Genomic DNA, 21,592 nt, shown 5'->3' on the forward strand with positions numbered 1-21,592 from the left:
TCTACAGGAGTTTCGGGTGGACGATTACCAGCAGACGATACGCACGCTGTCCGATCGCATTGTGCTGGCGCAGACGCCGATCCGCGTGCTCGATGCGGTGAAGTGGGACGAGAACATCCGCAAGGGCTTTCTCAAGGCCAAGGGCAAGGAAATGCCGGCGGTGGATCGCGACTACTACCTCAATCGGCCGCTGTCCTTCGATTCGAGCAAGGTCAAACTGGAATTCCAGAACATCGAGCGCGACATCACCCGCCAGCTCGGCCAGTTCAACCCGGTCGGGCAGATCATGCGGCGCATGTGCAAGGAATACCGCATGGTGGTGCGCATGCTCGAAGCGCGCGGCACCGAGGATTTCGGCCTGATCTCCCAGGAACTCTACGGCGCCGCCTCCGATGCGTTCCACGCCGGCGACCCGACCCTGGCCGACCTCGGCCTGATGATGTCCGACTACCTGAACAACATTGATGGCCGTGGCGACCTGAAGGACGAACCGAAGATCCTCACCGCCAAGGATGCCGTGCATCTGCTGCAAACCCGGTTGAACAAGGTGTTTGGCGAGGCCGAGGAAACCATCCGCGTGTTCGAGTCCGACGGCATCGTCGCCGACGCGGCGGCAGGCGCCGACTACATCAAGATCCGCACTGACGCGCTGTTCAACGACCGCGACGTGCGTGCACTGGAAGTCCACGAAGGTCTGGTGCACGTCGGCACCACGCTCAATGGCTTGAACCAGCCGATCTGCACCTTCCTGTCCAAAGGCCCACCGTCGTCGACGGTGACCCAGGAAGGCCTGGCGATCTTGATGGAAATCATCACCTTCGCCTCCTACCCGAGTCGCCTGCGCAAACTGACCAACCGCACCCGCGCCATTCACATGGTCGAGGAGGGCGCGGACTTTTTGCAGGTGTTCGAGTTCTTCCGCGAGCAGGGCTTTGAAATGGCCGAAAGCTACGGCAACGCCAGCCGGGTGTTCCGTGGTTCGACCCCGACCGGTCTGCCATTCACCAAAGACTTGTCCTATCTCAAGGGCTTTATCATGGTTTACAACTACATTCAGTTGGCCGTGCGTAAGGGCAAGCTTGAGCAGGTACCGCTGCTATTCTGCGGCAAGACCACGCTGGAGGACATGCGTACCCTGCGTCAACTGGTCGATGAAGGTCTGGTGGTGCCGCCGAAATATTTGCCGGAACAGTTCCGCGACATGAACGCGCTGTCGGCGTGGATGTGCTTCTCCAACTTCCTCAATCACCTGAGCCTGGACCGGATCGAGGCGGATTACTCCAATATCCTCTGAACAACCAATATTTCCTGTGGGAGCGAGCCTGCTCGCGAATGCGATTTAACATTCAACATGATTGTTGGCTGACACACCGCTTTCGCGAGCAGGCTCGCTCCCACATTTGATTGCGTTAATTCCACTTTTTCGCGAGGTTTCACCGGATGAGAATCCTCGGCATCCTTTGCCTGCTCCTGACCCTCAGTGGTTGCAGTTCGTTGTTGTTCTACCCCGAGCCGGGCCAGATCTTCACCCCGGAAAAAGCCAAGCTCGAATACCGCACCGTCACATTGGTCACGGCGGATGGTTTGAAGCTGAACGCCTGGTGGCTACCGGCCAAACCTGGCGTCGAAGTCAAAGGCACAGTCCTGCACCTGCACGGCAACGGCGGCAACCTGCCGATGCACCTCGGCGGCAGCTGGTGGTTGCCGAAAAACGGCTATCAGGTGCTGTTGGTGGACTATCGCGGGTACGGCTTGTCCGAGGGCGAACCGAGCCTGCCGGCGATCTATCAGGACATCGACGCCGCGTTCTCTTGGCTCGACAAGGCGCCAGAGGTCAAAGGCAAGCCGCTGATCCTGCTCGGCCAGAGCCTCGGCGGCTCGATGGCCGTGCATTGGCTGGTGCAGCATCCCGAGCGGCAGAAACAGCTCAAGGCCTTGGTACTCGACGGTGTGCCCGCCAGTTACCGCAGTGTCGGCCAGTACGCCCTCAGCACCTCGTGGCTGACCTGGCCGTTGCAGGTGCCGCTGTCGTGGCTGGTGCCGGACAGTCACAGCGCGATCAACTCGATGCCGCAGCTTAACGGCGTGCCGAAACTGATCTTTCACAGCATCGACGACCCGCTGGTGCCGATGTCCAACGGCATCCGCCTGTATCAGGCTGCGCCGCCACCGCGCGTGCTGCAGCTGACCCGCGGCGGTCACGTGCAGACCTTCGGCGACCCGGTCTGGCGCCAGGTAATGCTGCGCTATCTGGAAGATCCCGAACACTTCAACGGCCTGCGCCGCCTCGGCGAGATCCCGAATTATCCGCAACCTCCGAATTCTGAAGATGAGAGTCCGCAATGACTGAAGAACGTAACGCCATCCCACTGATCATCACCGGTATCTGCAGCATCCTCGGCACGGTCGGGGCGCTGTGGTACTACGGCTACCTGCACTTCGCCAAACCCGAGGATGCGCTGCTGCTCAACGAATTCACCATGCTCAAGACCGTGCCGGGCGAAGACTACAAAGTCTCGCTGGACCCGGCGCCGCAAGTGGCACAGTGCATCGACGGCGTGCTGGTGCTGTTCGACACCGAACAGAAAGGCCTGACCGGGGTGCTGATCAATGCGCAGAAAAAAGCCGTGCGCTGCATGGGCCAGGAAACGCCGCAGAAACTCGAACCATAACCCGATAAAAACTGTGGGAGCGGGCTTGCTCGCGAAAGCGGTGTGTCAGTCACTCTATATTCCGACTGATCCAGCGCTTTCGCGAGCAAGCCCGCTCCCACAAGGGGGGAATGTGTAAGGCCAAAAAAAGCCCCGCCTGATCACTCAGGCGGGGCTTTTGCGTTAACGCGTGTTGCTTAGTTCGAGCTGACCGCCGAACGTGGCATCACTGGCTGGTTGTCGTTGGAAATGGTCACTTCCACACGACGGTTCATCGCACGACCGGAAACGCTGCTGTTATCGGCAACCGGGTATTCCTTGCCATAACCTTGAACCACGATGCGCGAAGGATCGACGCCCATCTTGATCAGAGCGACTTGTACCGAGGTGGCACGACGCTCGGACAGCGACTGGTTGTACGAAGCCGCGCCGGTGCTGTCGGTGTAACCCTCGACGATCACTTTGCGATCAGGGTTTTCCTGAAGGAATTGCGCCAGTTTGTTGATGTTCACCAGACCGCTGGATTTCAGGTCAGCCTTGTTGGTGGCGAACAGCACGTCACCGAAGGTCACCAGGGTACCGCGATCGGTCTGCTTGGCGTTAAGGCTCTGCTGCAGTTGTTTGATCTGCTGATCACGAGCGTCCAGACGCGCCTGGGCACGTTGCGCGGCAGCGTTTTTCAGGTTGTTTTCAGCGGTGCGCAGGGCGATGGTCTGCTTGGCCACTTCCACGCGCTGGTTGGTCAGGTAGGCCAGTTGGTCAACCTTGGCTGCGTCTTGCTTGTCCAGATAAGCCTTGTCGGCCTTGTCCAGGTAATCGCTGGCGTCCTTGGTTTCCAGGGCAGCGACTTTGCTCGCCTGTGGGTTGGCCTGCAGGCCGGCGTAGTTGGTGCGCGCCTGTTCCAGGTTCGGGTTAGGCGGAGTAGAGCAGGCAGCCAGGGCAACGCTTGCGGCCAGAAGAGCGGGGATCATCAGTTGCTTACGCATAATTTGTCGTCCTTTCTATCGATAAAAGTTTCAGCTTTGCGATTCGGGATGCGCGCTTACTGCACGGTGCGCTGACTTTCCTGACGCAGTTCCTGAACACCTTTCTGGGAATCCTTCACAGCCTGTTCGGCCTTGGCAGCCTGAGCCTTGCGTTCTGCTACGCGAGCGTCCCATTCAGCTTGTTCGGCGAGGGTGCGAGCCTGTTCATACTTCTTGTCGTGCATGGCAATTTCGGCTTGCTTGAGCTTGTCCTGAGCCTGCTTCATTTCCACTGCAGCGAACTCGGTACCACCGGCGCTGACGGCGCTGTTGACGGCCGATTGAGTCACGGCGTACTGCTCGGTCGGCGGGTTACCGGCGCAACCGGCCAGTACGAAGCTGGTGCCGATGGCCAGAGCGGCCAGTTTCAGACCGCGCAGGTGGGAGAACGAGGTTTGGGTCTTCATGGTCTTCAACTCCATTGTTTAACTCCTGATAAAACCGAAAATCCATCCTGGTCGAGGAGCCGCAAGCGTCGTGTAAAAGCGCGTTTTTGAAACGCTCGTTCCAGGCGTGGTTACAGCTTCCGACCGGAGGCGTTTTTCAAAAGTTCAGAAAAGATGGCCTATCGCCAAATTTTTTTTTGACCAGATGGACAAGGCTCTAAACCGGGAACTTTGGAGGCGGGGAGAGGTACGCGCGGGGAAAAGTCAGACAACTTTTCAAAAGGAAACACGACCCTGTAGGAGTGAGCCTGCTCGCGATAGCATTGTGTCAGTCAGCATCAAAAACTACAGATACACCGCTATCGCGAGCAGGCTCACTCCTACAGTTTGATCTTTGTTGTGTCAGTGCTTTTGCTTGCCGGCAGCGGCGGACAAATCCTGCAGATGCCGGCGAGAAAGCGCCAGAAACCGCGGTGTCGGCCCGACATCTTCATACAGCGGATCACCTTCCTCATCAGTCGCCACCACCGTCGAACCTTTCACATACGGCAGGCTCGCCTCGAATTCTTCGAGCGCGGCGCCGATCAGTTCGCCGAGCAGTTCTTCCGGGTGGCGTTTGGGGTACATCTCGGCGATCGCCGCCAGTCGTGCAGCGGCCTCGACGTCCAGATGAATCGTGTAGCCAGTGTCGGTCAGTCGACCCTTGGCGTTTTCTTCCCAATGCTGGGCGAGTTCACGAATTTTCATGATGACCTCATTTCGCGCCTGCTCGTGGCAGGCCTGGGTGAGTGTCCGGCGGGGCCGGCGGCAAGCCGTTGTGCGGCTTACTGTTGAGACTAGCTCCAAGCCCCAAGGTTTAAAGTCCCTTCGTCGTCTGCTTGTAAGAAGCGCCGTAGAGCGGCACTCTCTGGGCAAAGCATTCGTTTCTGCGCCGTCCCGATTAACGCTGGAGAACTGCTGATGACCGATATTGATGCACGCTTGCGCGAGGACGTTCACCTGTTGGGTGAGCTGTTGGGCAATACCATCCGCGACCAGTACGGCGAGGAATTTCTCGACAAGATCGAGCAGATCCGCAAGGGCGCCAAGGCCGACCGCCGTGGCTCGATGGACGCCGAACTCAGTGCCAGCCTCAATCAGTTGAGCGAAGACGAACTGCTACCGGTGGCGCGGGCGTTCAACCAGTTTCTCAATCTGGCGAACATCGCCGAGCAGTATCAATTGATTCATCGCCGCGAAGAGTCGCAACCGGCGCCGTTCGAGTCTCGCGTACTGCCGGAACTGCTCGCCCGCCTGCGCAACGAAGGCCACAGCGCCGAATCCCTGGCCCGACAACTGGCGCGCCTGGAAATCGAACTGGTGCTGACTGCCCACCCGACCGAGGTGGCGCGGCGCACCTTGATCCAGAAGTACGACGCGATCGCTGCGCAACTGGCCGCCCAGGATCATCGCGATCTGACCAGCGCCGAGCGCGAACAGATCCAGAACACCCTGCAACGGCTGATCGCCGAAGCCTGGCACACCGAAGAAATCCGCCGCACCCGGCCGACCCCGGTCGACGAAGCGAAATGGGGCTTTGCGGTGATCGAACACTCGCTGTGGCAGGCGATTCCCAACCACATGCGCAAGGCCGATAAGGCGCTGTATGAAGCGACGGGCCTGCGCTTGCCACTGGAGGCGGCGCCGATTCGCTTTGCCTCGTGGATGGGTGGCGACCGTGACGGCAACCCGAATGTCACGGCCGCAGTGACCCGCGAAGTGCTGTTGCTGGCGCGCTGGATGGCTGCCGACCTGTATCTGCGCGATGTCGATCACCTGGCCGCCGAGCTGTCGATGCAGCAGGCCAGCGATGCGCTCAAGGCCAAGGCCGGCGACAGCGCCGAACCTTACCGGGCGGTGCTCAAGCAATTGCGCGAACGCCTGCGCGCCACGCGCAACTGGGCGCACGCCTCGCTGAGCGCAACAACGCCAGCGCCAGCCGACGTGTTGCACAACAACCGCGATCTGCTCGATCCGCTGGAGCTGTGCTTCAACTCGCTGCACGAGTGCGGCATGGGCGTGATCGCCGACGGGCCGTTGCTCGATTGTCTGCGCCGGGCGGTAACCTTCGGCCTGTTCCTGGTGCGCCTCGATGTGCGTCAGGACTCGACGCGGCATAGCTCGGCGATGACCGAAATCACCGACTACCTCGGCCTCGGTCGCTACGAAGACTGGGATGAAGAACAGCGCATCAGCTTCCTCTCCCGCGAATTGAGCAATCGTCGCCCGTTGTTGCCGGCGCATTTCAAACCGTCCGCCGACACCGCTGAAGTGCTCGCCACTTGCAAGGAAATCGCTGCCGCACCGGGCGCCTCGCTGGGTTCCTACGTGATCTCGATGGCGGGCGCCGCCTCCGACGTGCTGGCGGTGCAACTGCTGCTCAAAGAGTCCGGCGTGCTGCGGCCGATGCGCGTGGTGCCGCTGTTCGAAACCCTCGCCGACCTCGACAACGCCGGGCCGGTGATGGAGCGTCTGTTGCTGCTGCCGGGCTACCGCGCGAGGCTGCAAGGCCCGCAGGAAGTGATGATCGGTTATTCCGACTCGGCCAAGGACGCCGGCACCACCGCGGCGGCGTGGGCGCAATATCGCGCGCAGGAGCGGCTGGTGGAGATCTGCCGCGAGCAGCAAGTCGAACTGCTGTTGTTCCACGGTCGCGGTGGCACCGTGGGCCGTGGCGGCGGTCCGGCGCACGCGGCGATCCTGTCGCAGCCGCCGGGGTCGGTGGCGGGGCGTTTCCGCACCACCGAGCAGGGCGAAATGATTCGATTCAAATTCGGCCTGCCGGACATCGCCGAACAGAACCTCAATCTGTATCTGGCTGCCGTGCTGGAAGCGACGTTGTTGCCACCACCGCCACCGACGCCCGAATGGCGACACCTGATGGATGAACTGGCCGCCGATGGCGTCGCCGCGTACCGCGCCGTGGTGCGGGAGAATCCGCAGTTCGTCGAGTATTTCCGCCAATCGACGCCGGAGCAGGAACTGGGGCGCTTGCCCCTTGGCAGCCGTCCGGCCAAGCGCCGTGCCGGCGGGATCGAGAGCCTGCGGGCGATTCCGTGGATCTTTGGCTGGACGCAAACGCGGCTGATGCTGCCGGCGTGGCTCGGCTGGGAAACTGCGCTGAGCAAGGCGCTGGAGCGCGGCGAAGGCGAACTGCTCGGGCAGATGCGCGAACAGTGGCCGTTCTTCCGCACCCGTATCGACATGCTGGAAATGGTTTTGGCCAAGGCCGACGCCGACATCGCGCTGTCGTACGACCAGCGTCTGGTCGAGCCGGACTTGCTGCCGTTGGGCGCGCAGTTACGCGACCTATTGTCGCAGGCGTGTGCGGTGGTGCTCGGCCTGACCGGGCAGTCGCAACTGCTGGCACATAGCCCAGACACCCTGGAATTCATCCGTCTGCGCAACACTTATCTTGATCCGCTACATCTATTGCAGGCTGAGCTGTTGGCCCGATCACGGCAGCAAAATGTCGAGCAGGGCAGCCCGGTGGAGCAGGCGCTGCTGGTGTCTGTGGCGGGGATTGCCGCCGGTTTGCGAAATACCGGCTAAGGTTTTTGCGGTGGTATCAGGCGCCCGGTGCACAGGCCGGGTGCTGCTTTGTACACAGGCACAAAGTGCGGGCAGGCGACAGTTAATGATGGGGTTGCGACTTGGGTTACCGCGTCGCAAGGTCGCGGCAGGCGCCGGTTTCTCCGACTTTTGGCGTCTTGTGTGGGCGCAGCCTGCTGTGTATCTTGATCAGCCTTTGGCCGTTTGTGCGGCCACGACCCGTTTTTTTGAGATTGGCCCAAAGAGGCGAATCCCGTTGTTTTCTATATAAAAAATTGAGGAGCACATCGATGCGCGTCATTCTGCTGGGAGCTCCCGGGGCCGGTAAAGGTACTCAGGCTAAGTTCATCACCGAGAAATTCGGCATTCCGCAAATCTCCACCGGCGACATGCTGCGTGCAGCGGTCAAGGCTGGCACTCCGCTGGGCGTTCAAGCCAAGAGCATCATGGATGCCGGCGGCCTGGTGTCGGATGACCTGATCATCGCGCTGGTGAAGGATCGCATCGCTCAACCGGATTGCGCCAACGGCTTTCTGTTCGACGGTTTCCCGCGCACCATTCCACAGGCCGAAGCACTGGTAACCGCCGGTGTCGAGCTGGACGCCGTGGTTGAAATTGCTGTTGAAGACGAAGAAATCGTTCAGCGTATCGCCGGTCGTCGCGTTCACGAGGCCAGCGGCCGCGTTTACCACATCGTCTACAACCCGCCGAAAATCGCTGGCAAAGACGACATCACTGGCGAGGAGCTGGTGCAGCGCAAGGACGACACCGAAGAAACCGTGCGTCATCGCCTGTCGGTCTACCATTCGCAGACCAAGCCACTGGTGGAGTTCTATCAGAGCCTGTCCGCCAAAAACGCTGGCAAGCCAAAGTACAGCCACATTCCGGGCGTTGGTTCGGTTGAAGCGATCACCGCCAAGGTGCTTGAAGCGCTGAGCTGAAAAAGCTGATTGGCTGCATCATCCACGGCCCGCTTGCGGGCCGTAGTTGTTTATACTGACGCACTTTTTCCCTCACCTGTTTTGGATACATCGATGAGCACCTTGCTGGCCCTGGACACCGCGACCGAAGCTTGCTCCGTTGCCTTGCTGCATGACGGCAAGGTCACGAGTCATTACGAGGTGATCCCGCGTCTGCACGCGCAGAAACTGCTGCCGATGATCCAGCAACTGCTGGCCGACGCCGGCACCACGCTGCAAGCGGTTGATGCGATCGCGTTCGGTCGTGGGCCGGGTGCGTTTACCGGTGTACGGATTGCCATCGGCGTGGTGCAGGGGCTGGCGTTCGCGCTGGATCGTCCGGTGTTGCCGGTGTCGAACCTCGCCGTACTGGCGCAACGTGCGTATCGCGAACACGGCGTCAGCCAGGTCGCCGCCGCCATCGATGCGCGTATGGACGAAGTGTATTGGGGCTGCTATCGCGAGACGGCGGGGGAGATGCGTCTGCTCGGTGCCGAGGCGGTGCTGCCGCCGGAAGTCGCGGCGCTGCCGGCCGATGCCAGCGGCGAATGGTTCGGTGCCGGTACCGGTTGGGGTTACGGTGAGCGGATCGCGGTCAAACCGAGCGGTTCCGATGCCGGCATGCTGCCTCACGCCGAAGACCTGCTGACCCTGGCGCGGTTTGCCTGGGAACGCGGCGAGTCGATCCCTGCCGATGACGCGCAACCGGTTTACCTGCGCGACAAAGTCGCCACCCCCAAGGCTCGCTGATTCACCACAAAACCTGTGGGAGCGGGCTTGCTCGCGAAGAGGCCATGTCAGTCTCTATCCAAGTGCCTGACACACCGCTTTCGCGAGCAAGCCCGCTCCCACAGGTTCGGTGTTCACTTAAAGTCACTGCCAATCGTCAGTTTCCAACCCCGGGCTTTAAACCTTTTGCGCTTTATGTGTTCTAGTTATCACTCGGCAATTTGCTAAGTCGGTCAAGTGCCGCTAAATTGCCATCATCGATACCGAGCATGAAATTATGCGTATAGACGGCCTCTCCTCTCAGTCCTACCCCATCAAGCGCAAGCCTCGCAAAGGCAATGTGGCGCTGGATGAATCCGTCGACGATATCGACGGCGAGCTGGAATTCCCGACTGAAGAGCAACTGGCCGCCCGCGCTGCCAAAGCCTCCGCACAACGCCTGGCCAATCTGCCCGCCCGTCAGCAAGACATGATTTATCACCGTGCCATGAGCAAAAGCGTAGCGATGGCCTTGGCCAGCTACCTGAGCACCGCCGGTTTTGTCGATTGGGATGCGGATGTGCTGGGCCTCGACCTGTACATCTGATGGATCTGCCTTACTATCTTGGTTGTCCGTCTTGGAGTGAAAACGCCTGGCGCGAGTATCTGTACCCCGAAGACGCCAAGACTTCCGACTTCCTCGCTCTCTACTCCCAAGTATTCAATGCCGTCGAAGGCAACACGACCTTCTACGCCAGCCCCTCGCCGGCCACCGTGCAGCGCTGGGCCGAGACCATGCCCGAACACTTTCGCTTCACCGCCAAGTTTCCCGGCGATATCAGCCACAGCGGTGATCTGCGCGATCAACTGACCGCCGCCGAAACCTTCGTAAATCTTCTCAGCCCGCTCGGCGAACGTGTTTCGCCGCTGTGGCTGCAACTGTCGAAAAGCTTCACCCCGCATCGACTGCCGGAGCTGACCTCGTTCATCGACGCGCTGGACCGACCGCTGGCGGTGGAAGTGCGTCACGAGCAGTTCTTCGCCAAGGGTGAGAGCGAACGCCTGCTCAATCGCTTGCTGCTCGACCGTGGCGTAGAACGCATCTGCCTCGATCCACGGGCGCTGTTCAGTTGCCTGTCGACCGAGTCTTCGGTGATCCACGCGCAATCGAAAAAGCCGCGGGTGCCGACGCGGCCGGCGGCGTTTACCCAGTTCCCGCAGGTGCGCTTTATCGGCCACCCGGAGCTGGAAGCCAATGATCCGTTCCTGGTGCCGTGGGTGGCTAAAATCGCCGAGTGGATCGAAGAGGGCCGCACGCCGTACATCTTCCTGCACACCGCCGACAACGTCATGGCGGCGAAGCTGGCGCAACGTTTTCACGCACAATTGATGCAACGTTTGCCTGGCCTGCCATCCCTGCCTGAGCTATACAGAGAACCCGCCGCCGAGCAACTCGGCTTGCTCTGAATGCGGATTTTTCCCCTGCCCAGGAGCCTGCCGATGGACGCCCACGCCCTTCAAGAACAAACCCGCAAAGCCCAGGCCTTCAAGGCCCTGCACGAGCGTCCGGGGATTTTTGTGATTCCCAATCCGTGGGATGCCGGCTCGGCGAAGATGCTCGCCAGTCTGGGCTATCAGGCGTTGGCGACCACCAGCGCTGGTTACGCGTTTTCCCAGGGCAAGGCTGACGGCGCCCTGAGTCTCGATGACACTTTGGCCAACGTCCGGGCGATTGTCGCGGCCACGGATTTGCCGGTAGCGGTGGATCTGGAAAACGGTTTCGCCGATGACCCCGCCGAATGCGCGAAAAGCCTGCTGCGTGCGGCCGAGGCCGGCGCGGTCGGTGGTTCGATCGAGGACGCCACGGGCCGTGCCGATGCGCCGATCTACTGCTTCGAACACGCCGTAGCACGCATCGAAGCCGCCGTCGCTGCGGTGCGCACGCTGCCATTTCCCTTCATCTTGACCGCCCGCGCGGAAAACTATCTGCACGGCAATCCCGATCTCAACGACACCATTCGCCGCCTGCAAGCCTTTGCCGAGGCGGGCGCCGACGTGCTGTATGCGCCGGGTTTGCGTAGCGCCGAAGAGGTGTTGGCGGTGGTGCGCGCGGTGGCGCCAAAACCGGTCAACGTGCTCATGTCCGGCGGTTTGAAACTGACCGTACAGGAGTTGGAAGAAATGGGCGTGCGCAGGATCAGCACCGGCTCGGCGCTGGCCTTGGCAGCGTTCGGCGAGTTCTTCCGCGCGGCTGAAGAGATCCAGCAGCGCGGGACGTTCGGCTTTACGTCGCAGTCGATGCCGTACGCCAAGGCCAATCAGTTTTTCAAAGGCTGAGCATGGGTCGCTGGATCGCGCTGTCGTTACTGCTGATCATCGCGGGTGCCGTGCTCAGCGTCTGGCGCGGCTGGCTCGACGTCCCGGCCGAGTGGAACCCGTGGGCGCCGCTGGACGTGAAGGCCGCGCCGAACTGGTTGACCGGTTTCAAGCTGATGCGCCTGCGCGGCAATCCCGAATTATGCTCACAAGTCCTGAGCAACTCGGGTCTGCGCGTCACCGCGCAAGCCGACAGTCCCGATGCCAAGTGCCCGCTGATCGGCACCGTGCGCGTGCAGGGCGGCGAGGTGGCGCTGAGCAGCAGCTTCCTCGCCAGTTGCCCGCTGGCGGTGGCTTACGCGCTATTTGAACGGCATACCCTGCAACCCGCCGCGCAATCTGTTTACGGGCAGAGGGTGGCGCGGCTTGATCACCTCGGCAGCTTTGCCTGTCGCAATGTCTATAACCGCGAGAGCGGGGCGCTCAGTCGGCATGCCAGTGCCGATGCGCTGGATATCAGCGGTTTTCGGCTGGCCGACGGGCGCAGCATCAGCGTGCTCAAGGACTGGCCGAAACAGAATCAGGACGCGCGGTTTCTGCGGCAGGTGCGCGATGGCGCCTGTGAGGCGTTCAGTGTGGTGTTGAGTCCGGATTACAACGTCGCCCACCGCAATCACTTTCATGTCGATGTCGGGCGCTGGAGCGTGTGTCGCTGAGGGATCAGGCGGCGAGGCGCAGGTTCTGCAAGACGATCGGGCGCGCCCAACCGTTATCGAAGTCCAAAGCCTTCTGCTGCTCGACGATTTCTTCCGGCGGGAACGGTGGATAAGGTTTTTGCAGCAGATCGAGGTCGAATTCGGCAATTGGCAGGTACAGCGGCTTCTTCTGCGGCGCCGGGCCAGGCTCGGGAAGCGGCTGACCATTGTTGATCACGATTGGACGGACCCAACTGCTGTCGAAGTCCTGCTGCTCTTGCTGAGCTTTGAGTTCTTCTGGCGGGAACGGTGGGAACGGCTTGTCCAGCAGATCGGTTTCGAACTCGGCGATCGGCAGGAACAGCGGCTCCGGCGGACGCACTTCGGTCTCGACCACGTCGCACTGACGCTGCTCGACGATGTGCGCGTGTAGCTCGCTGCCCAGGGTCGGTTCTTCCGGGCTGTTCAGGTCAACCGGTGGAAAGGTGCCACAGGCCGGCACCACATCACTCGTTTGTTCGGCCATCGCCTGGGCAAAGAAATCCTGCCACAGGTGACTGACGCCGCCCAATGCTTGAGTGTTATGACGGCTGAAGTCGCCCTTGGGCGAAATGTAGCCAATCGATGTGGGAAGAATGCCTGACATTTTTTTCGGTTGACGCTCAGCTCTGGCAAAATGCGCGTTGATTGTTTTATCGGCCACTTTTTGCCGATCCTTAACTTTTTTGAGCGTGTTTTCATGATTGAGCAACCCGCGGCCTGCCGCATCCATGTCCAGGCCCTCGGCCCGACGTTTGAAGCGCAAGCCGAGCAGTGGGCCAAGCGTCTGGACCTGCCGCTGCAGGTGGACGACGGTGAGTTCGCCTTGCAGGTCGGCGAGCAGGGTTTGCAGCTGCAGCAGCTCGGCCCGGATGCACCAGGGCCGGTGCGGGTGGACTTTGTCGAGGGCGGCGCGGCGCATCGGCGTCTGTACGGTGGCGGCAGCGGGCAGATGATCGCCAAGGCGGTCGGCATTGCTCAAGGCGTGCGCCCACGGGTGCTGGATGCCACGGCGGGGCTGGGCAAGGACGCGTTCGTGCTGGCCAGTCTGGGTTGCGAGATGAGCCTGATCGAACGCCAGCCGTTGATTGGGGCGTTGCTGGAGGATGGTCTGGCGCGGGCGGCGGAAGATTTCGACGTGGCGCCGATTGTCGCGCGGATGAAGTTGCTCAAGGGCAACTCGATCGAGGTCATGCGCAACTGGGAGGGCGAGCCACCGCAGGTGATCTACCTCGACCCGATGTTCCCGCACCGCGAGAAAACCGCGCTGGTGAAGAAGGAAATGCGCCTGTTCCGGCCGCTGGTCGGGGATGATCCGGATGCGCCGGCATTGCTCGAAGCGGCGCTGGCCCTGGCGACACACCGGGTGGTGGTCAAGCGCCCGCGCAAGGCGCCGTGCATCGAGGGGCCGAAGCCGAGCCATGCGCTGGATGGCAAGTCGAGCCGGTATGACATCTACCCGAAGAAAGCACTCAAACCCTGAGACCGCGTCGCCGCCTTCGCGAGCAGGCTCGCTCCCACATTGGAATGCATTTCAAATGTGGGAGCGAGCCTGCTCGCGAAGGGGGTAGACCAATCACCAGGTCTCTAGGGTCTGTAAGCCCGCATGAACAACCCCACTACCTCCTGCACATGACTCTCTGAGGCCTCTTCGCTCAGCGGCTCGCCGCAGCAATACAGCAAACGAAAATTCCCCGCACCCTTGAGCAGGCAGAAGAAATGCTCGGCCGCATTACGCGGCAGGTCGATGCTCAGCGCGCCGGTCTCGTCGATGCGTTTCAGCAACCGCTCCATGCCTTGCACCATGCGCTCGGGGCCGGCCTCGAAGAAAATCTGTGACAGCTTCGGATCCTGCGTGCCCAGCGCCATCATCAAGCGATGCAGATTCACCGACTCGTCGCTGTTGATCAGTTGATGAAAGCCTCGAGCAATGTTCAGCAACACATTTTCCACGGGGATTCCGGCGGGCAATTCGAAGAACAGCGGCGGTAACTGCTCCTCGCATTTGGCCATCACCGCGGAGGAGAACAGCGTCTCCTTGTCGTTGAAGTGGCTGTAAACCGTCAGTTTCGACACGCCAGCCTCGGCGGCGACCGCGTCCATGCTGGTGTTGGCGTAGCCGTGACTCAGAAACAGGGTTTTCGCCGCGTCGAGGATCGCCCGGCGCTTGGCCGGATCCTTCGGACGGCCCGGGCCGTTTGGAGCTGCAAGATTGTTCGACATTCTTCGCTTTTAATACTGGACTGGTGAGTTTGCTATTAATACCATACCGGCCAGTATAAATATTCCAAGCACCATTAGCGAAAGGTCCGTCACCATGTTCCGCCATGCGTTGTCGTTTGCCGTGCCAGTCAGCCTGGCTGTTTTATTGTCCGCATGCGGTCAGGAAGAGGCGACGCAAGTCAGCATTCGACCGGCCATGGTGGTGCAGCCAGAGCCTTCAGCGCAGGCGATGGAAAGTTATCCGGGCGAGGTGCGCGCCCGTTACGAACCGGATCTGGCGTTCCGCATTGGCGGCAAAGTCAGCCGACGACTGGTCGAAGAAGGTCAGCGCGTGAAGGCCGATCAGCCACTGGCCGAGCTCGATCCGCAGGATGTGCGCCTGCAACTGGAAGCCACCCGCGCACAGGTCGCTGCCGCTGAAGCCAATCTGAATCTGGTACGCGCCGAGCGTGACCGCTACAAAACCTTGATGGAGCGGCAGATGGTTAGTCGTTCGGCCTACGACAACGCGGAAAACCTCTATCGTTCCGGCGAAGCGCGTCTTAAGCAGATCAAGGCCGAATTCAACGTCTCGACCAACCAGGCCAGTTACGCCGTGTTGCGCGCGCCGCAGGACGGCGTGGTGGCCAAGCGTGCGGTGGAAGTCGGGCAGGTAGTCGCCGCCGGGCAAACCGTGTTCACCCTCGCCACCGATGGCGAGCGCGAAGTGTCGATCAGCCTGCCGGAACAGAGCTTCGGACGGTTCAAGGTCGGCCAGCCAGTGACCGTTGAACTGTGGACCCAGCAGAACCAGCGCTTCGCCGGGCAGATTCGTGAACTGTCTCCGGCAGCCGACCCGAAATCCCGCACCTTCGCTGCGCGCATCTCGTTCACCAGCGGCAAAGTCCCGGCTGAGCTCGGGCAGAGCGCCCGGGTGTTCGTGCAATCGGCGGATGCTGTGCCGCTGTCGGTGCCGCTTTCGGCCCTGACTGCCGAGAACGGCGCGACCTACGTCTGGGTCGTCAACGCCAACAACACCTTGAAAAAGACCCCGGTGCGCATCGGCCCGTTCGGCGAGAAAAGCGTGCCGGTGCTCGAAGGCCTGAATGCCAGCGACTGGGTAGTCGCCGCCGGGGTTCACGTATTGCTCGAAGGTCAGCAGGTGCGGCCTGTGGATCGCTCCAACCGAGTGGTCAATCTGGCGGACAAGGAGTAAGTCCCGATGCGCTTCAACCTCTCTGAATGGGCGCTGCGTAATCGCCAGATCGTACTGTTCCTGATGCTTTTGCTGGCCATCGTCGGCGCCTTGTCCTACACCAAGCTCGGCCAGAGCGAAGACCCGCCGTTCACCTTCAAGGCCATGGTCATTCAGACCCGCTGGCCGGGGGCGACCGCGCAGGAAGTCTCGCGTCAGGTCACTGAACGCATCGAAAAGAAATTGATGGAAACCGGCGAGTACGAACGCATCGTGTCGTTCTCCCGCCCGGGTGAGTCGCAGGTCACGTTTATTGCCCGCGATTCGATGCATTCCAAGGAAATTCCCGACCTCTGGTACCAGGTGCGCAAGAAGGTCAGTGACATTCGTCAGACCTTGCCGCCGGATATTCAGGGACCGTTCTTCAACGATGAATTCGGCACCACGTTCGGCAACATCTATGCGCTGACCGGCGACGGTTTCGATTACGCGGTGCTCAAGGATTACGCCGATCGCATCCAGATTCAGCTGCAACGAGTCAAAGATGTCGGCAAGGTCGATCTGCTCGGTTTGCAGGACGAGAAGATTTGGGTCGAGTTGTCCAACGTCAAACTCGCCACCCTTGGCTTGCCACTGGCGGCCGTGCAGCAAGCGCTGCAAGAGCAGAACGCGGTGTCCACCGCCGGGTTCTTTGAAACCGGCAGCGAGCGCGTGCAACTGCGGGTCTCGGGGAATTTTCAGACGGTCGAGGAGATCAAGAACTTCCCGATCCGTGTCGGTGACCGGACGTTCCGCATCTCCGATGTCGCCGATGTGCATCGCGGTTTCAACGATCCACCGGCGCCGCGCATGCGCTTCATGGGTGAAGATGCCATTGGCCTCGCAGTAGCGATGAAGGACGGCGGCGACATTCTGGTGCTGGGCAAAGCGCTGGAAGGCGAGTTCTCGCGCCTGCAGAAAAACCTTCCGGCCGGCATGCAATTGCGCAAGGTGTCCGACCAACCGGCGGCAGTGAAAACCGGGGTCGGCGAGTTCGTCCAGGTGCTGGTCGAGGCACTCGCGATCGTGTTGCTGGTGAGCTTCTTCTCCCTCGGCGTGCGCACCGGCATGGTGGTTGCGCTGACCATTCCGCTGGTGCTGGCGATGACCTTCGCCTGCATGTATTACCTCGGCATCGGTCTGCACAAGATCTCGCTCGGCGCGCTGGTGCTGGCGCTGGGCTTGCTGGTGGACGACGCGATCATCGCCGTGGAAATGATGGCGATCAAAATGGAACAGGGCTTCGACCGGATCAAGGCTGCGAGCTACGCCTGGACCAGCACCGCGTTCCCGATGCTCACCGGTACGCTGATCACCGCCGCGGGTTTTCTACCGATCGCCACCGCGCAGTCCGGCACCGGCGAATACACCCGTTCGATCTTTCAGGTAGTGACCATCGCCTTGCTCGCCTCATGGGTGGCAGCGGTGATGTTCGTGCCGTATCTGGGGGAAAAACTCCTGCCGGATCTGGCAAAGATTCATGCGGCCAAACACGGCACGACTGACGGGCAAGCCGACCCGTATGGCACGCCGTTTTATCAACGGGTTCGACGTCTGGTGGAGTGGTGCGTGGCGCATCGAAAAACCGTGATTGTGCTGACAGTGGGGCTGTTTATTGCGTCGGTGATGCTGTTCCGTTTCGTCCCGCAGCAGTTCTTCCCGGCCTCCAACCGACTGGAATTGATGGTCGATCTGAAGCTGGCTGAAGGTGCGTCGCTGGCCAACACCACGGCGGAGGTCAAACGCCTGGAAGCGATGCTCAAGGATCACGCCGGCATCGATAACTACGTAGCGTATGTCGGCACCGGCTCGCCGCGTTTCTACCTGCCGCTGGATCAACAACTGCCGGCGGCGAGCTTCGCCCAGTTTGTGGTGTTGGCGAAAAACATCGAGGAGCGCGAGACCCTGCGCACTTGGTTGATCGAGACCCTTAACGAGCAATTCCCGACCCTGCGTTCGCGGGTCACGCGTCTGGAAAACGGCCCGCCTGTTGGCTATCCGGTGCAGTTCCGCGTCACCGGTGAACACATCGAGGAAGTCCGTGCGCTGGCGCGCAAAGTGGCGGCCAAGGTGCGCGAAAACCCGCATGTGGTCAACGTGCACCTGGATTGGGAAGAGCCGAGCAAAGTGGTGTACCTGAACATCGATCAGGATCGTGCGCGGGCGCTCGGTGTGAGCACGGCCAATCTGGCGAAATTCCTCCAGAGTTCGCTGACCGGCTCGAGTGTCAGCCAGTACCGCGAGGACAACGAGTTGATCGAGATTCTGCTGCGCGGCACGGTGCATGAGCGCACCGAGTTGACGTTGCTGCCGAGTCTGGCGGTGCCGACCGATAACGGTCGCAGTGTGGCGCTGTCGCAGATTGCCACGCTGGAGTACGGGTTTGAGGAAGGGATCATCTGGCACCGTAATCGTCTGCCTACGGTGACGGTGCGTGCGGACATTTATGGCAAGGAGCAACCGGCAACCCTGGTCAAGCAGATCGAGCCGACGCTGGATCCGATCCGTGCCGAATTGCCTGACGGATATCTGCTGGATGTTGGCGGGACGGTGGAGGATTCGGAGCGTGGGCAGAAGTCGGTGAATGCCGGGGTGCCGATGTTTATCGTGGTGGTGCTGACGTTGCTGATGGTGCAACTGCGCAGTTTTTCGCGTACGGCGATGGTGTTTCTGACGGCGCCGCTGGGGTTGATCGGGGTGGTGTTGTTTCTGATGGTGTTCCGCCAGCCGTTCGGGTTTGTGGCGATGCTGGGGACGATTGCGCTGTCGGGGATGATCATGCGCAACTCGGTGATTCTGGTGGATCAGATCGAGCAGGATATTGCCTCTGGTCTCAAGCCTTGGCAGGCGATTATCGAGGCGACGGTGCGGCGGTTTCGGCCGATTGTGTTGACGGCTTTGGCGGCGGTGCTGGCGATGATTCCTTTGTCGCGCAGTGTGTTTTTCGGGCCGATGGCGGTGGCGATCATGGGGGGGTTGATTGTGGCTACGGCTTTGACGCTTTTGTTTTTGCCTGCTTTGTATGCGGCCTGGTTCCGAGTGCGTCGCGACGCTTGATGGTTTTGGACGTGGCGGCCTTTGGGCCGACCATGTTCCTGGGGTTTTGGGTGTATATCCGTTTCTTCGGGGGTTGCGGCTGGCGGTTTCGCCCTTACGGCGACTCCCTTTGGCAAACGCCCCAAAGGAAGCAAAGGTCTTGGCCCCGGCGTACGGCCCTCGCCTAGGCTCGGGTTCCTTCGTTGCGGGGTTCATCCGGGGGCATCGCCTCCGGTTTGCTTCGCTGCACCTCCTCTCGATGTGTTCGACTTCGTCGAACGGTCGCTGCGCTCCCACCCCCGGATAAACCCCTCCACTCAGCCTGCCGAAGGGGCCGGCACGGCAAGATCAAAAGCTGCAGCCGAGCTTGCGCTCATCCTGTTGAGTGGTGAAGAGCATGCGGTCGGCTTTTGCTTTTCTGTAGGAGTGAGCCTGCTCGCGATGGCGGCCTAGTAGCCGACCAATCTCCAACTGCCTGCACCCAATCCAAATGTGGGAGCGGGCTTGCTCGCGAAGGCGGCCTGACAGTCGACCAATCTCCAACTGCCTGCACCCAATCCCACTGTAGGAGTGAGCTTGCTCGCGATGGCGGCCTATGAGCCGACCAATCTCCAACTGCCTGCACCCAATCCCACTGTAGGAGTGAGCTTGCTCGCGATGGCGGCCTATGAGCCGACTAATCTCCAACTGCCTGCACTCAATCCAACTGTGGGAGCGGGCTTGCTCGCGAAGAGGCCCGCCCAGCCACCCAATCTCTTTGGTCTGTTTAAAAATCGCTCGCTGAGCTGTCGGTTAACCGCGTCCTCGATCAGGTCGATCCGCAAGGCTGACACGCAACAAAAAGCCCGCTGACCTTCACCGGTTCAGCGGGCTTTTTCGTGCGGCAAAAATTACAAAGTGCCGAACACTTTCTTCGCAAGGCCCGTCGCCGCAGCAGCGGGATTCTTGCGGATGGTTTCTTCCTGTTTGCCGATCATTTCGAACAGGCCGTTCAGTGCTTGCTCGGTGACGTAGCTTTCGACGTTGGCGCTCTTCGCATCCACCACGCCGAGGGTCGCGGCCTGGCCGGCGAAGGCGTTGTATTTCTGCGCTACGCCGACCTTGTCGGTGGCTTGTTTGACGATGGGCAAAAACTTGGCGCGGATCTGTTCGCGGCTGGTTTTGTCCAGGTATTGGGTGGCCGAGTCGGTGCCGCCGCTGAGGATGCCTTTGGCGTCGGCCACGGTCATTTTTTTCACGGCGTCGACGAGGATCGGTTGGGCCTGGGTCACGGCGCTTTCTGCGGCCTTGTTCATCGCGGTTTCGAGTTCGTCGACCTGGGCGCCCATGCCGAAGGCTTTCATCTTGCCGGCGACTTTGCCGAGTTTGCCCGGCAGTTCGATTTTCACTTCCGGGTTGTTGCTGAAGCCGCCCGGGGTGCCGAGTTGTTTGACGGCGATTTGCGCGCCTTGGGTCAGGGCGTCCTTGAGGCCGCCGGTGGCGTCTTGTTGCGAGAGGTCGCTGAGCGACAGTGCCAGAGCGCTGGCAGAGATCATCAAGCCCGCGCACAGGCCGGCGAAGCGAAGGGTAGGGCGGAGCATGGCAGCTTCCTTGAAAGACAATTAGCGAATCGCGTCGACGCGGATTTTCAGCGGCTGCGGATCGTTGCCGTCCAGTTGCACGGCGTGGTTTTCGGTGGTGATGAACATCAACTCGCCGTTGACTTCGATGCGCGCGCTGACCGAGTAGCGGTGGCCGGGTTTGACCTGGGCCGGATCGTAACTCAAGTGGAACGGCAGCGGCACCTGGCCTTTGACCGGGCCTTTCTGTTCGTCGAGGACCACCGCCGGGGCGTCGGCCAGCGATACGTCCTGCAGGCTCACGCTCAAAGTCGCGCTCGGTGGCAGGGCGATGCGTTGCAGGTAGAACACTTCGCCGTCGAGGCCGACTTTGCCGGCGGGGGTGGTCGACTGGCAGGCGCTCAACAGGGTGGCTGCGGCGAGAAGGGTGAGTTTTTTCATCGGGACCTCTGAGACGGTTGCGCCGGAAGAATCCCGGCGCCGAAGGAAATCTAGCGGATTTTGGTGCCAGCGTCAGTGAACAAACGTAAGGGTTTTTCCAGCCACTGCATTAATTTCTGAAACGACAGCGCGCTTGTGCTGGGCATCGCGGGAGCCAGTTCGACTTGTTCAGGCGAGATCACAAGACGTTGATGGTAGCGGTTTTCAATACCCGTCAGTGCATAGCGTTTACCGGGTATAACGCTGTCAGGATCATATTTCAGATAAAACCCGGAGACTGACTGTTCGTCCTGTTTGACATGCACCAGCTCAACTTCGGGAGACTCTGCTTCATGCAGACTGATGGTGACCGCTTCTTCTGGCGCAACAATTTCGGCTTCTTGAGCCTCGACATATAGAAAACCGATCGGGCTCAGGTGCAGGGTTTGGCGATGGGGAGTGTTGTTGACAGTGACGAAGTAGTCCTGCTCGATCAGCAAGGGTATTTGGTCATGAAGGATCTGCACATTGACTTGGTACCTGACGCCTACATCGCCGTAGTGATGAGAGAAGTCAAATTTCCAGCCGGCGTCGAAGATCGCAGCACGGTGCCAGTCCTTGATGTTAACAGGCGATTGGGAATTGAAAACTTTGACGCTGACAATGGTTTCATTGACACCATCAGCAGGCGCATGGAATTCGGGCGGTAGGCGGAAGTCCAGGATTACTGCGCAAGTTTCTTCGGTTAACAGGCTCATCTCGATATCCGTA

The 21,592-nt window shown here is 60.7% G+C and carries 21 protein-coding genes; 13 read left to right on the forward strand and 8 right to left on the reverse strand.

The genetic code is table 11. The features are described from left to right. The first annotated feature begins 16 nt into the window (after positions 1-16). The 3 genes from CRO59_RS03370 (at position 17) to CRO59_RS03380 (ending at position 2,672) form a co-directional block, all read left to right on the forward strand. Positions 17-1,294: a flavohemoglobin expression-modulating QEGLA motif protein gene (locus CRO59_RS03370; RefSeq protein ID WP_003222055.1), complete on the forward strand. Its 1,278-nt coding sequence runs from the start codon at positions 17-19 to the stop codon at positions 1,292-1,294. A 146-nt stretch (positions 1,295-1,440) separates the two neighbouring features. Continuing rightward, complete coding sequence (locus CRO59_RS03375) at positions 1,441-2,346, forward strand: alpha/beta hydrolase (RefSeq protein ID WP_097086405.1); 906 nt, start codon at positions 1,441-1,443, stop codon at positions 2,344-2,346. Continuing rightward, positions 2,343-2,672: a hypothetical protein gene (locus tag CRO59_RS03380; protein ID WP_007964217.1), complete on the forward strand. Its 330-nt coding sequence runs from the start codon at positions 2,343-2,345 to the stop codon at positions 2,670-2,672. The genes CRO59_RS03375 and CRO59_RS03380 overlap by 4 nt, the downstream gene beginning before the upstream one ends. A gap of 176 nt (positions 2,673-2,848) precedes the next feature. On the opposite strand, the gene CRO59_RS03385 is transcribed toward CRO59_RS03380, so the two are convergent. The 3 genes from CRO59_RS03385 to CRO59_RS03395 form a co-directional block, all read right to left on the reverse strand. Then, the gene (locus CRO59_RS03385) at positions 2,849-3,637 is read right to left on the reverse strand and encodes an OmpA family protein (protein WP_007964218.1); all 789 of its coding nucleotides are present in this window, start codon (positions 3,635-3,637) and stop codon (positions 2,849-2,851) included. 56 nt (positions 3,638-3,693) lie between these two features. Beyond that, on the reverse strand, positions 3,694-4,098 hold the full coding sequence (locus CRO59_RS03390) for a DUF4398 domain-containing protein (protein WP_007964219.1): 405 nt from the start codon (positions 4,096-4,098) through the stop codon (positions 3,694-3,696). 366 nt (positions 4,099-4,464) lie between these two features. Continuing rightward, positions 4,465-4,809 carry a hypothetical protein gene (locus CRO59_RS03395; RefSeq protein WP_003222064.1) on the reverse strand — a complete coding sequence of 115 codons (345 nt, stop codon included), beginning with the start codon at positions 4,807-4,809 and terminating at the stop codon, positions 4,465-4,467. 213 nt (positions 4,810-5,022) lie between these two features. Here CRO59_RS03395 and ppc point away from each other — a divergent pair, with 213 nt between their 5' ends. The 7 genes from ppc (at position 5,023) to CRO59_RS03430 (ending at position 12,352) form a co-directional block, all read left to right on the forward strand. Further along, complete coding sequence (gene ppc / locus CRO59_RS03400) at positions 5,023-7,653, forward strand: phosphoenolpyruvate carboxylase (protein ID WP_097086407.1); 2,631 nt, start codon at positions 5,023-5,025, stop codon at positions 7,651-7,653. Positions 7,654-7,943: 290 nt separating this feature from the next. Further along, a complete protein-coding gene (gene adk / locus CRO59_RS03405; protein ID WP_095138326.1) occupies positions 7,944-8,594 on the forward strand; it encodes an adenylate kinase in 651 nt (216 codons plus the stop codon). A 93-nt stretch (positions 8,595-8,687) separates the two neighbouring features. Next, on the forward strand, positions 8,688-9,362 hold the full coding sequence (tsaB, locus tag CRO59_RS03410) for a tRNA (adenosine(37)-N6)-threonylcarbamoyltransferase complex dimerization subunit type 1 TsaB (RefSeq protein ID WP_097086409.1): 675 nt from the start codon (positions 8,688-8,690) through the stop codon (positions 9,360-9,362). Positions 9,363-9,618: 256 nt separating this feature from the next. After that, positions 9,619-9,927: a hypothetical protein gene (locus CRO59_RS03415; protein ID WP_003222071.1), complete on the forward strand. Its 309-nt coding sequence runs from the start codon at positions 9,619-9,621 to the stop codon at positions 9,925-9,927. Continuing rightward, positions 9,927-10,787 (forward strand): DUF72 domain-containing protein, encoded by an 861-nt coding sequence (locus CRO59_RS03420; RefSeq protein WP_096795812.1) that lies wholly within the window; start codon positions 9,927-9,929, stop codon positions 10,785-10,787. The genes CRO59_RS03415 and CRO59_RS03420 overlap by 1 nt, the downstream gene beginning before the upstream one ends. A 33-nt stretch (positions 10,788-10,820) precedes the next feature. After that, positions 10,821-11,657 (forward strand): oxaloacetate decarboxylase, encoded by an 837-nt coding sequence (locus CRO59_RS03425; RefSeq protein ID WP_097086412.1) that lies wholly within the window; start codon positions 10,821-10,823, stop codon positions 11,655-11,657. A gap of 2 nt (positions 11,658-11,659) precedes the next feature. Further along, positions 11,660-12,352, forward strand: coding sequence for an extensin family protein (locus CRO59_RS03430; protein ID WP_097086414.1), 693 nt, complete (start codon positions 11,660-11,662; stop codon positions 12,350-12,352). A 4-nt stretch (positions 12,353-12,356) separates the two neighbouring features. Here the strand turns inward: CRO59_RS03430 and CRO59_RS03435 are convergent, their stop codons facing one another. After that, positions 12,357-12,977: an energy transducer TonB gene (locus tag CRO59_RS03435; RefSeq protein WP_086792244.1), complete on the reverse strand. Its 621-nt coding sequence runs from the start codon at positions 12,975-12,977 to the stop codon at positions 12,357-12,359. A 93-nt stretch (positions 12,978-13,070) separates the two neighbouring features. On the opposite strand from CRO59_RS03435, the gene CRO59_RS03440 reads away from it, so the two are divergent. Continuing rightward, complete coding sequence (locus CRO59_RS03440) at positions 13,071-13,853, forward strand: class I SAM-dependent methyltransferase (RefSeq protein ID WP_097086416.1); 783 nt, start codon at positions 13,071-13,073, stop codon at positions 13,851-13,853. Between the two features lie 104 nt (positions 13,854-13,957). Here the strand turns inward: CRO59_RS03440 and CRO59_RS03445 are convergent, their stop codons facing one another. Beyond that, complete coding sequence (locus tag CRO59_RS03445) at positions 13,958-14,593, reverse strand: TetR/AcrR family transcriptional regulator (protein WP_097086418.1); 636 nt, start codon at positions 14,591-14,593, stop codon at positions 13,958-13,960. A gap of 94 nt (positions 14,594-14,687) precedes the next feature. On the opposite strand from CRO59_RS03445, the gene CRO59_RS03450 reads away from it, so the two are divergent. Together CRO59_RS03450 and CRO59_RS03455 are read left to right on the forward strand one after the other, a co-directional pair. Further along, positions 14,688-15,788, forward strand: coding sequence for an efflux RND transporter periplasmic adaptor subunit (locus CRO59_RS03450; RefSeq protein ID WP_097086420.1), 1,101 nt, complete (start codon positions 14,688-14,690; stop codon positions 15,786-15,788). A 6-nt stretch (positions 15,789-15,794) separates the two neighbouring features. Further along, positions 15,795-18,863: an efflux RND transporter permease subunit gene (locus tag CRO59_RS03455; RefSeq protein ID WP_096795818.1), complete on the forward strand. Its 3,069-nt coding sequence runs from the start codon at positions 15,795-15,797 to the stop codon at positions 18,861-18,863. An 869-nt stretch (positions 18,864-19,732) separates the two neighbouring features. On the opposite strand, the gene CRO59_RS03465 is transcribed toward CRO59_RS03455, so the two are convergent. The 3 genes from CRO59_RS03465 to CRO59_RS03475 are packed head-to-tail and all read right to left on the reverse strand — an operon-like array spanning position 19,733 to position 21,579. Then, a complete protein-coding gene (locus CRO59_RS03465) occupies positions 19,733-20,422 on the reverse strand; it encodes a DUF4197 domain-containing protein (RefSeq protein ID WP_097086423.1) in 690 nt (229 codons plus the stop codon). A 21-nt stretch (positions 20,423-20,443) separates the two neighbouring features. Further along, positions 20,444-20,842, reverse strand: a complete 399-nt coding sequence (locus CRO59_RS03470; protein WP_003222082.1) for a YbaY family lipoprotein — start codon at positions 20,840-20,842, stop codon at positions 20,444-20,446. 50 nt (positions 20,843-20,892) lie between these two features. After that, complete coding sequence (locus tag CRO59_RS03475) at positions 20,893-21,579, reverse strand: hypothetical protein (RefSeq protein WP_097086425.1); 687 nt, start codon at positions 21,577-21,579, stop codon at positions 20,893-20,895. Positions 21,580-21,592 lie beyond the last annotated feature (13 nt).

The sequence above is a fragment of the Pseudomonas sp. LAMO17WK12:I5 genome (assembly GCF_900215165.1).
Taxonomy (GTDB): Bacteria; Pseudomonadota; Gammaproteobacteria; order Pseudomonadales; family Pseudomonadaceae; genus Aquipseudomonas; species Aquipseudomonas putida_A.

Bases quoted from the DNA above. Each gene is read 5' to 3' on its own strand.
- CRO59_RS03375 (WP_097086405.1), top strand. From the start codon at position 1,441: ATGAGAATCCTCGGCATCCTTTGCCTGCTCCTGACCCTCAGTGGTTGC.
- CRO59_RS03380 (WP_007964217.1), top strand. From the start codon at position 2,343: ATGACTGAAGAACGTAACGCCATCCCACTGATCATCACCGGTATCTGC.
- CRO59_RS03385 (WP_007964218.1), bottom strand. From the start codon at position 3,637: ATGCGTAAGCAACTGATGATCCCCGCTCTTCTGGCCGCAAGCGTTGCC.
- CRO59_RS03390 (WP_007964219.1), bottom strand. From the start codon at position 4,098: ATGGAGTTGAAGACCATGAAGACCCAAACCTCGTTCTCCCACCTGCGC.
- CRO59_RS03395 (WP_003222064.1), bottom strand. From the start codon at position 4,809: ATGAAAATTCGTGAACTCGCCCAGCATTGGGAAGAAAACGCCAAGGGT.
- ppc (WP_097086407.1), top strand. From the start codon at position 5,023: ATGACCGATATTGATGCACGCTTGCGCGAGGACGTTCACCTGTTGGGT.
- adk (WP_095138326.1), top strand. From the start codon at position 7,944: ATGCGCGTCATTCTGCTGGGAGCTCCCGGGGCCGGTAAAGGTACTCAG.
- tsaB (WP_097086409.1), top strand. From the start codon at position 8,688: ATGAGCACCTTGCTGGCCCTGGACACCGCGACCGAAGCTTGCTCCGTT.
- CRO59_RS03415 (WP_003222071.1), top strand. From the start codon at position 9,619: ATGCGTATAGACGGCCTCTCCTCTCAGTCCTACCCCATCAAGCGCAAG.
- CRO59_RS03420 (WP_096795812.1), top strand. From the start codon at position 9,927: ATGGATCTGCCTTACTATCTTGGTTGTCCGTCTTGGAGTGAAAACGCC.
- CRO59_RS03425 (WP_097086412.1), top strand. From the start codon at position 10,821: ATGGACGCCCACGCCCTTCAAGAACAAACCCGCAAAGCCCAGGCCTTC.
- CRO59_RS03430 (WP_097086414.1), top strand. From the start codon at position 11,660: ATGGGTCGCTGGATCGCGCTGTCGTTACTGCTGATCATCGCGGGTGCC.
- CRO59_RS03435 (WP_086792244.1), bottom strand. From the start codon at position 12,977: ATGTCAGGCATTCTTCCCACATCGATTGGCTACATTTCGCCCAAGGGC.
- CRO59_RS03440 (WP_097086416.1), top strand. From the start codon at position 13,071: ATGATTGAGCAACCCGCGGCCTGCCGCATCCATGTCCAGGCCCTCGGC.
- CRO59_RS03445 (WP_097086418.1), bottom strand. From the start codon at position 14,593: ATGTCGAACAATCTTGCAGCTCCAAACGGCCCGGGCCGTCCGAAGGAT.
- CRO59_RS03450 (WP_097086420.1), top strand. From the start codon at position 14,688: ATGTTCCGCCATGCGTTGTCGTTTGCCGTGCCAGTCAGCCTGGCTGTT.
- CRO59_RS03455 (WP_096795818.1), top strand. From the start codon at position 15,795: ATGCGCTTCAACCTCTCTGAATGGGCGCTGCGTAATCGCCAGATCGTA.
- CRO59_RS03465 (WP_097086423.1), bottom strand. From the start codon at position 20,422: ATGCTCCGCCCTACCCTTCGCTTCGCCGGCCTGTGCGCGGGCTTGATG.
- CRO59_RS03470 (WP_003222082.1), bottom strand. From the start codon at position 20,842: ATGAAAAAACTCACCCTTCTCGCCGCAGCCACCCTGTTGAGCGCCTGC.
- CRO59_RS03475 (WP_097086425.1), bottom strand. From the start codon at position 21,579: ATGAGCCTGTTAACCGAAGAAACTTGCGCAGTAATCCTGGACTTCCGC.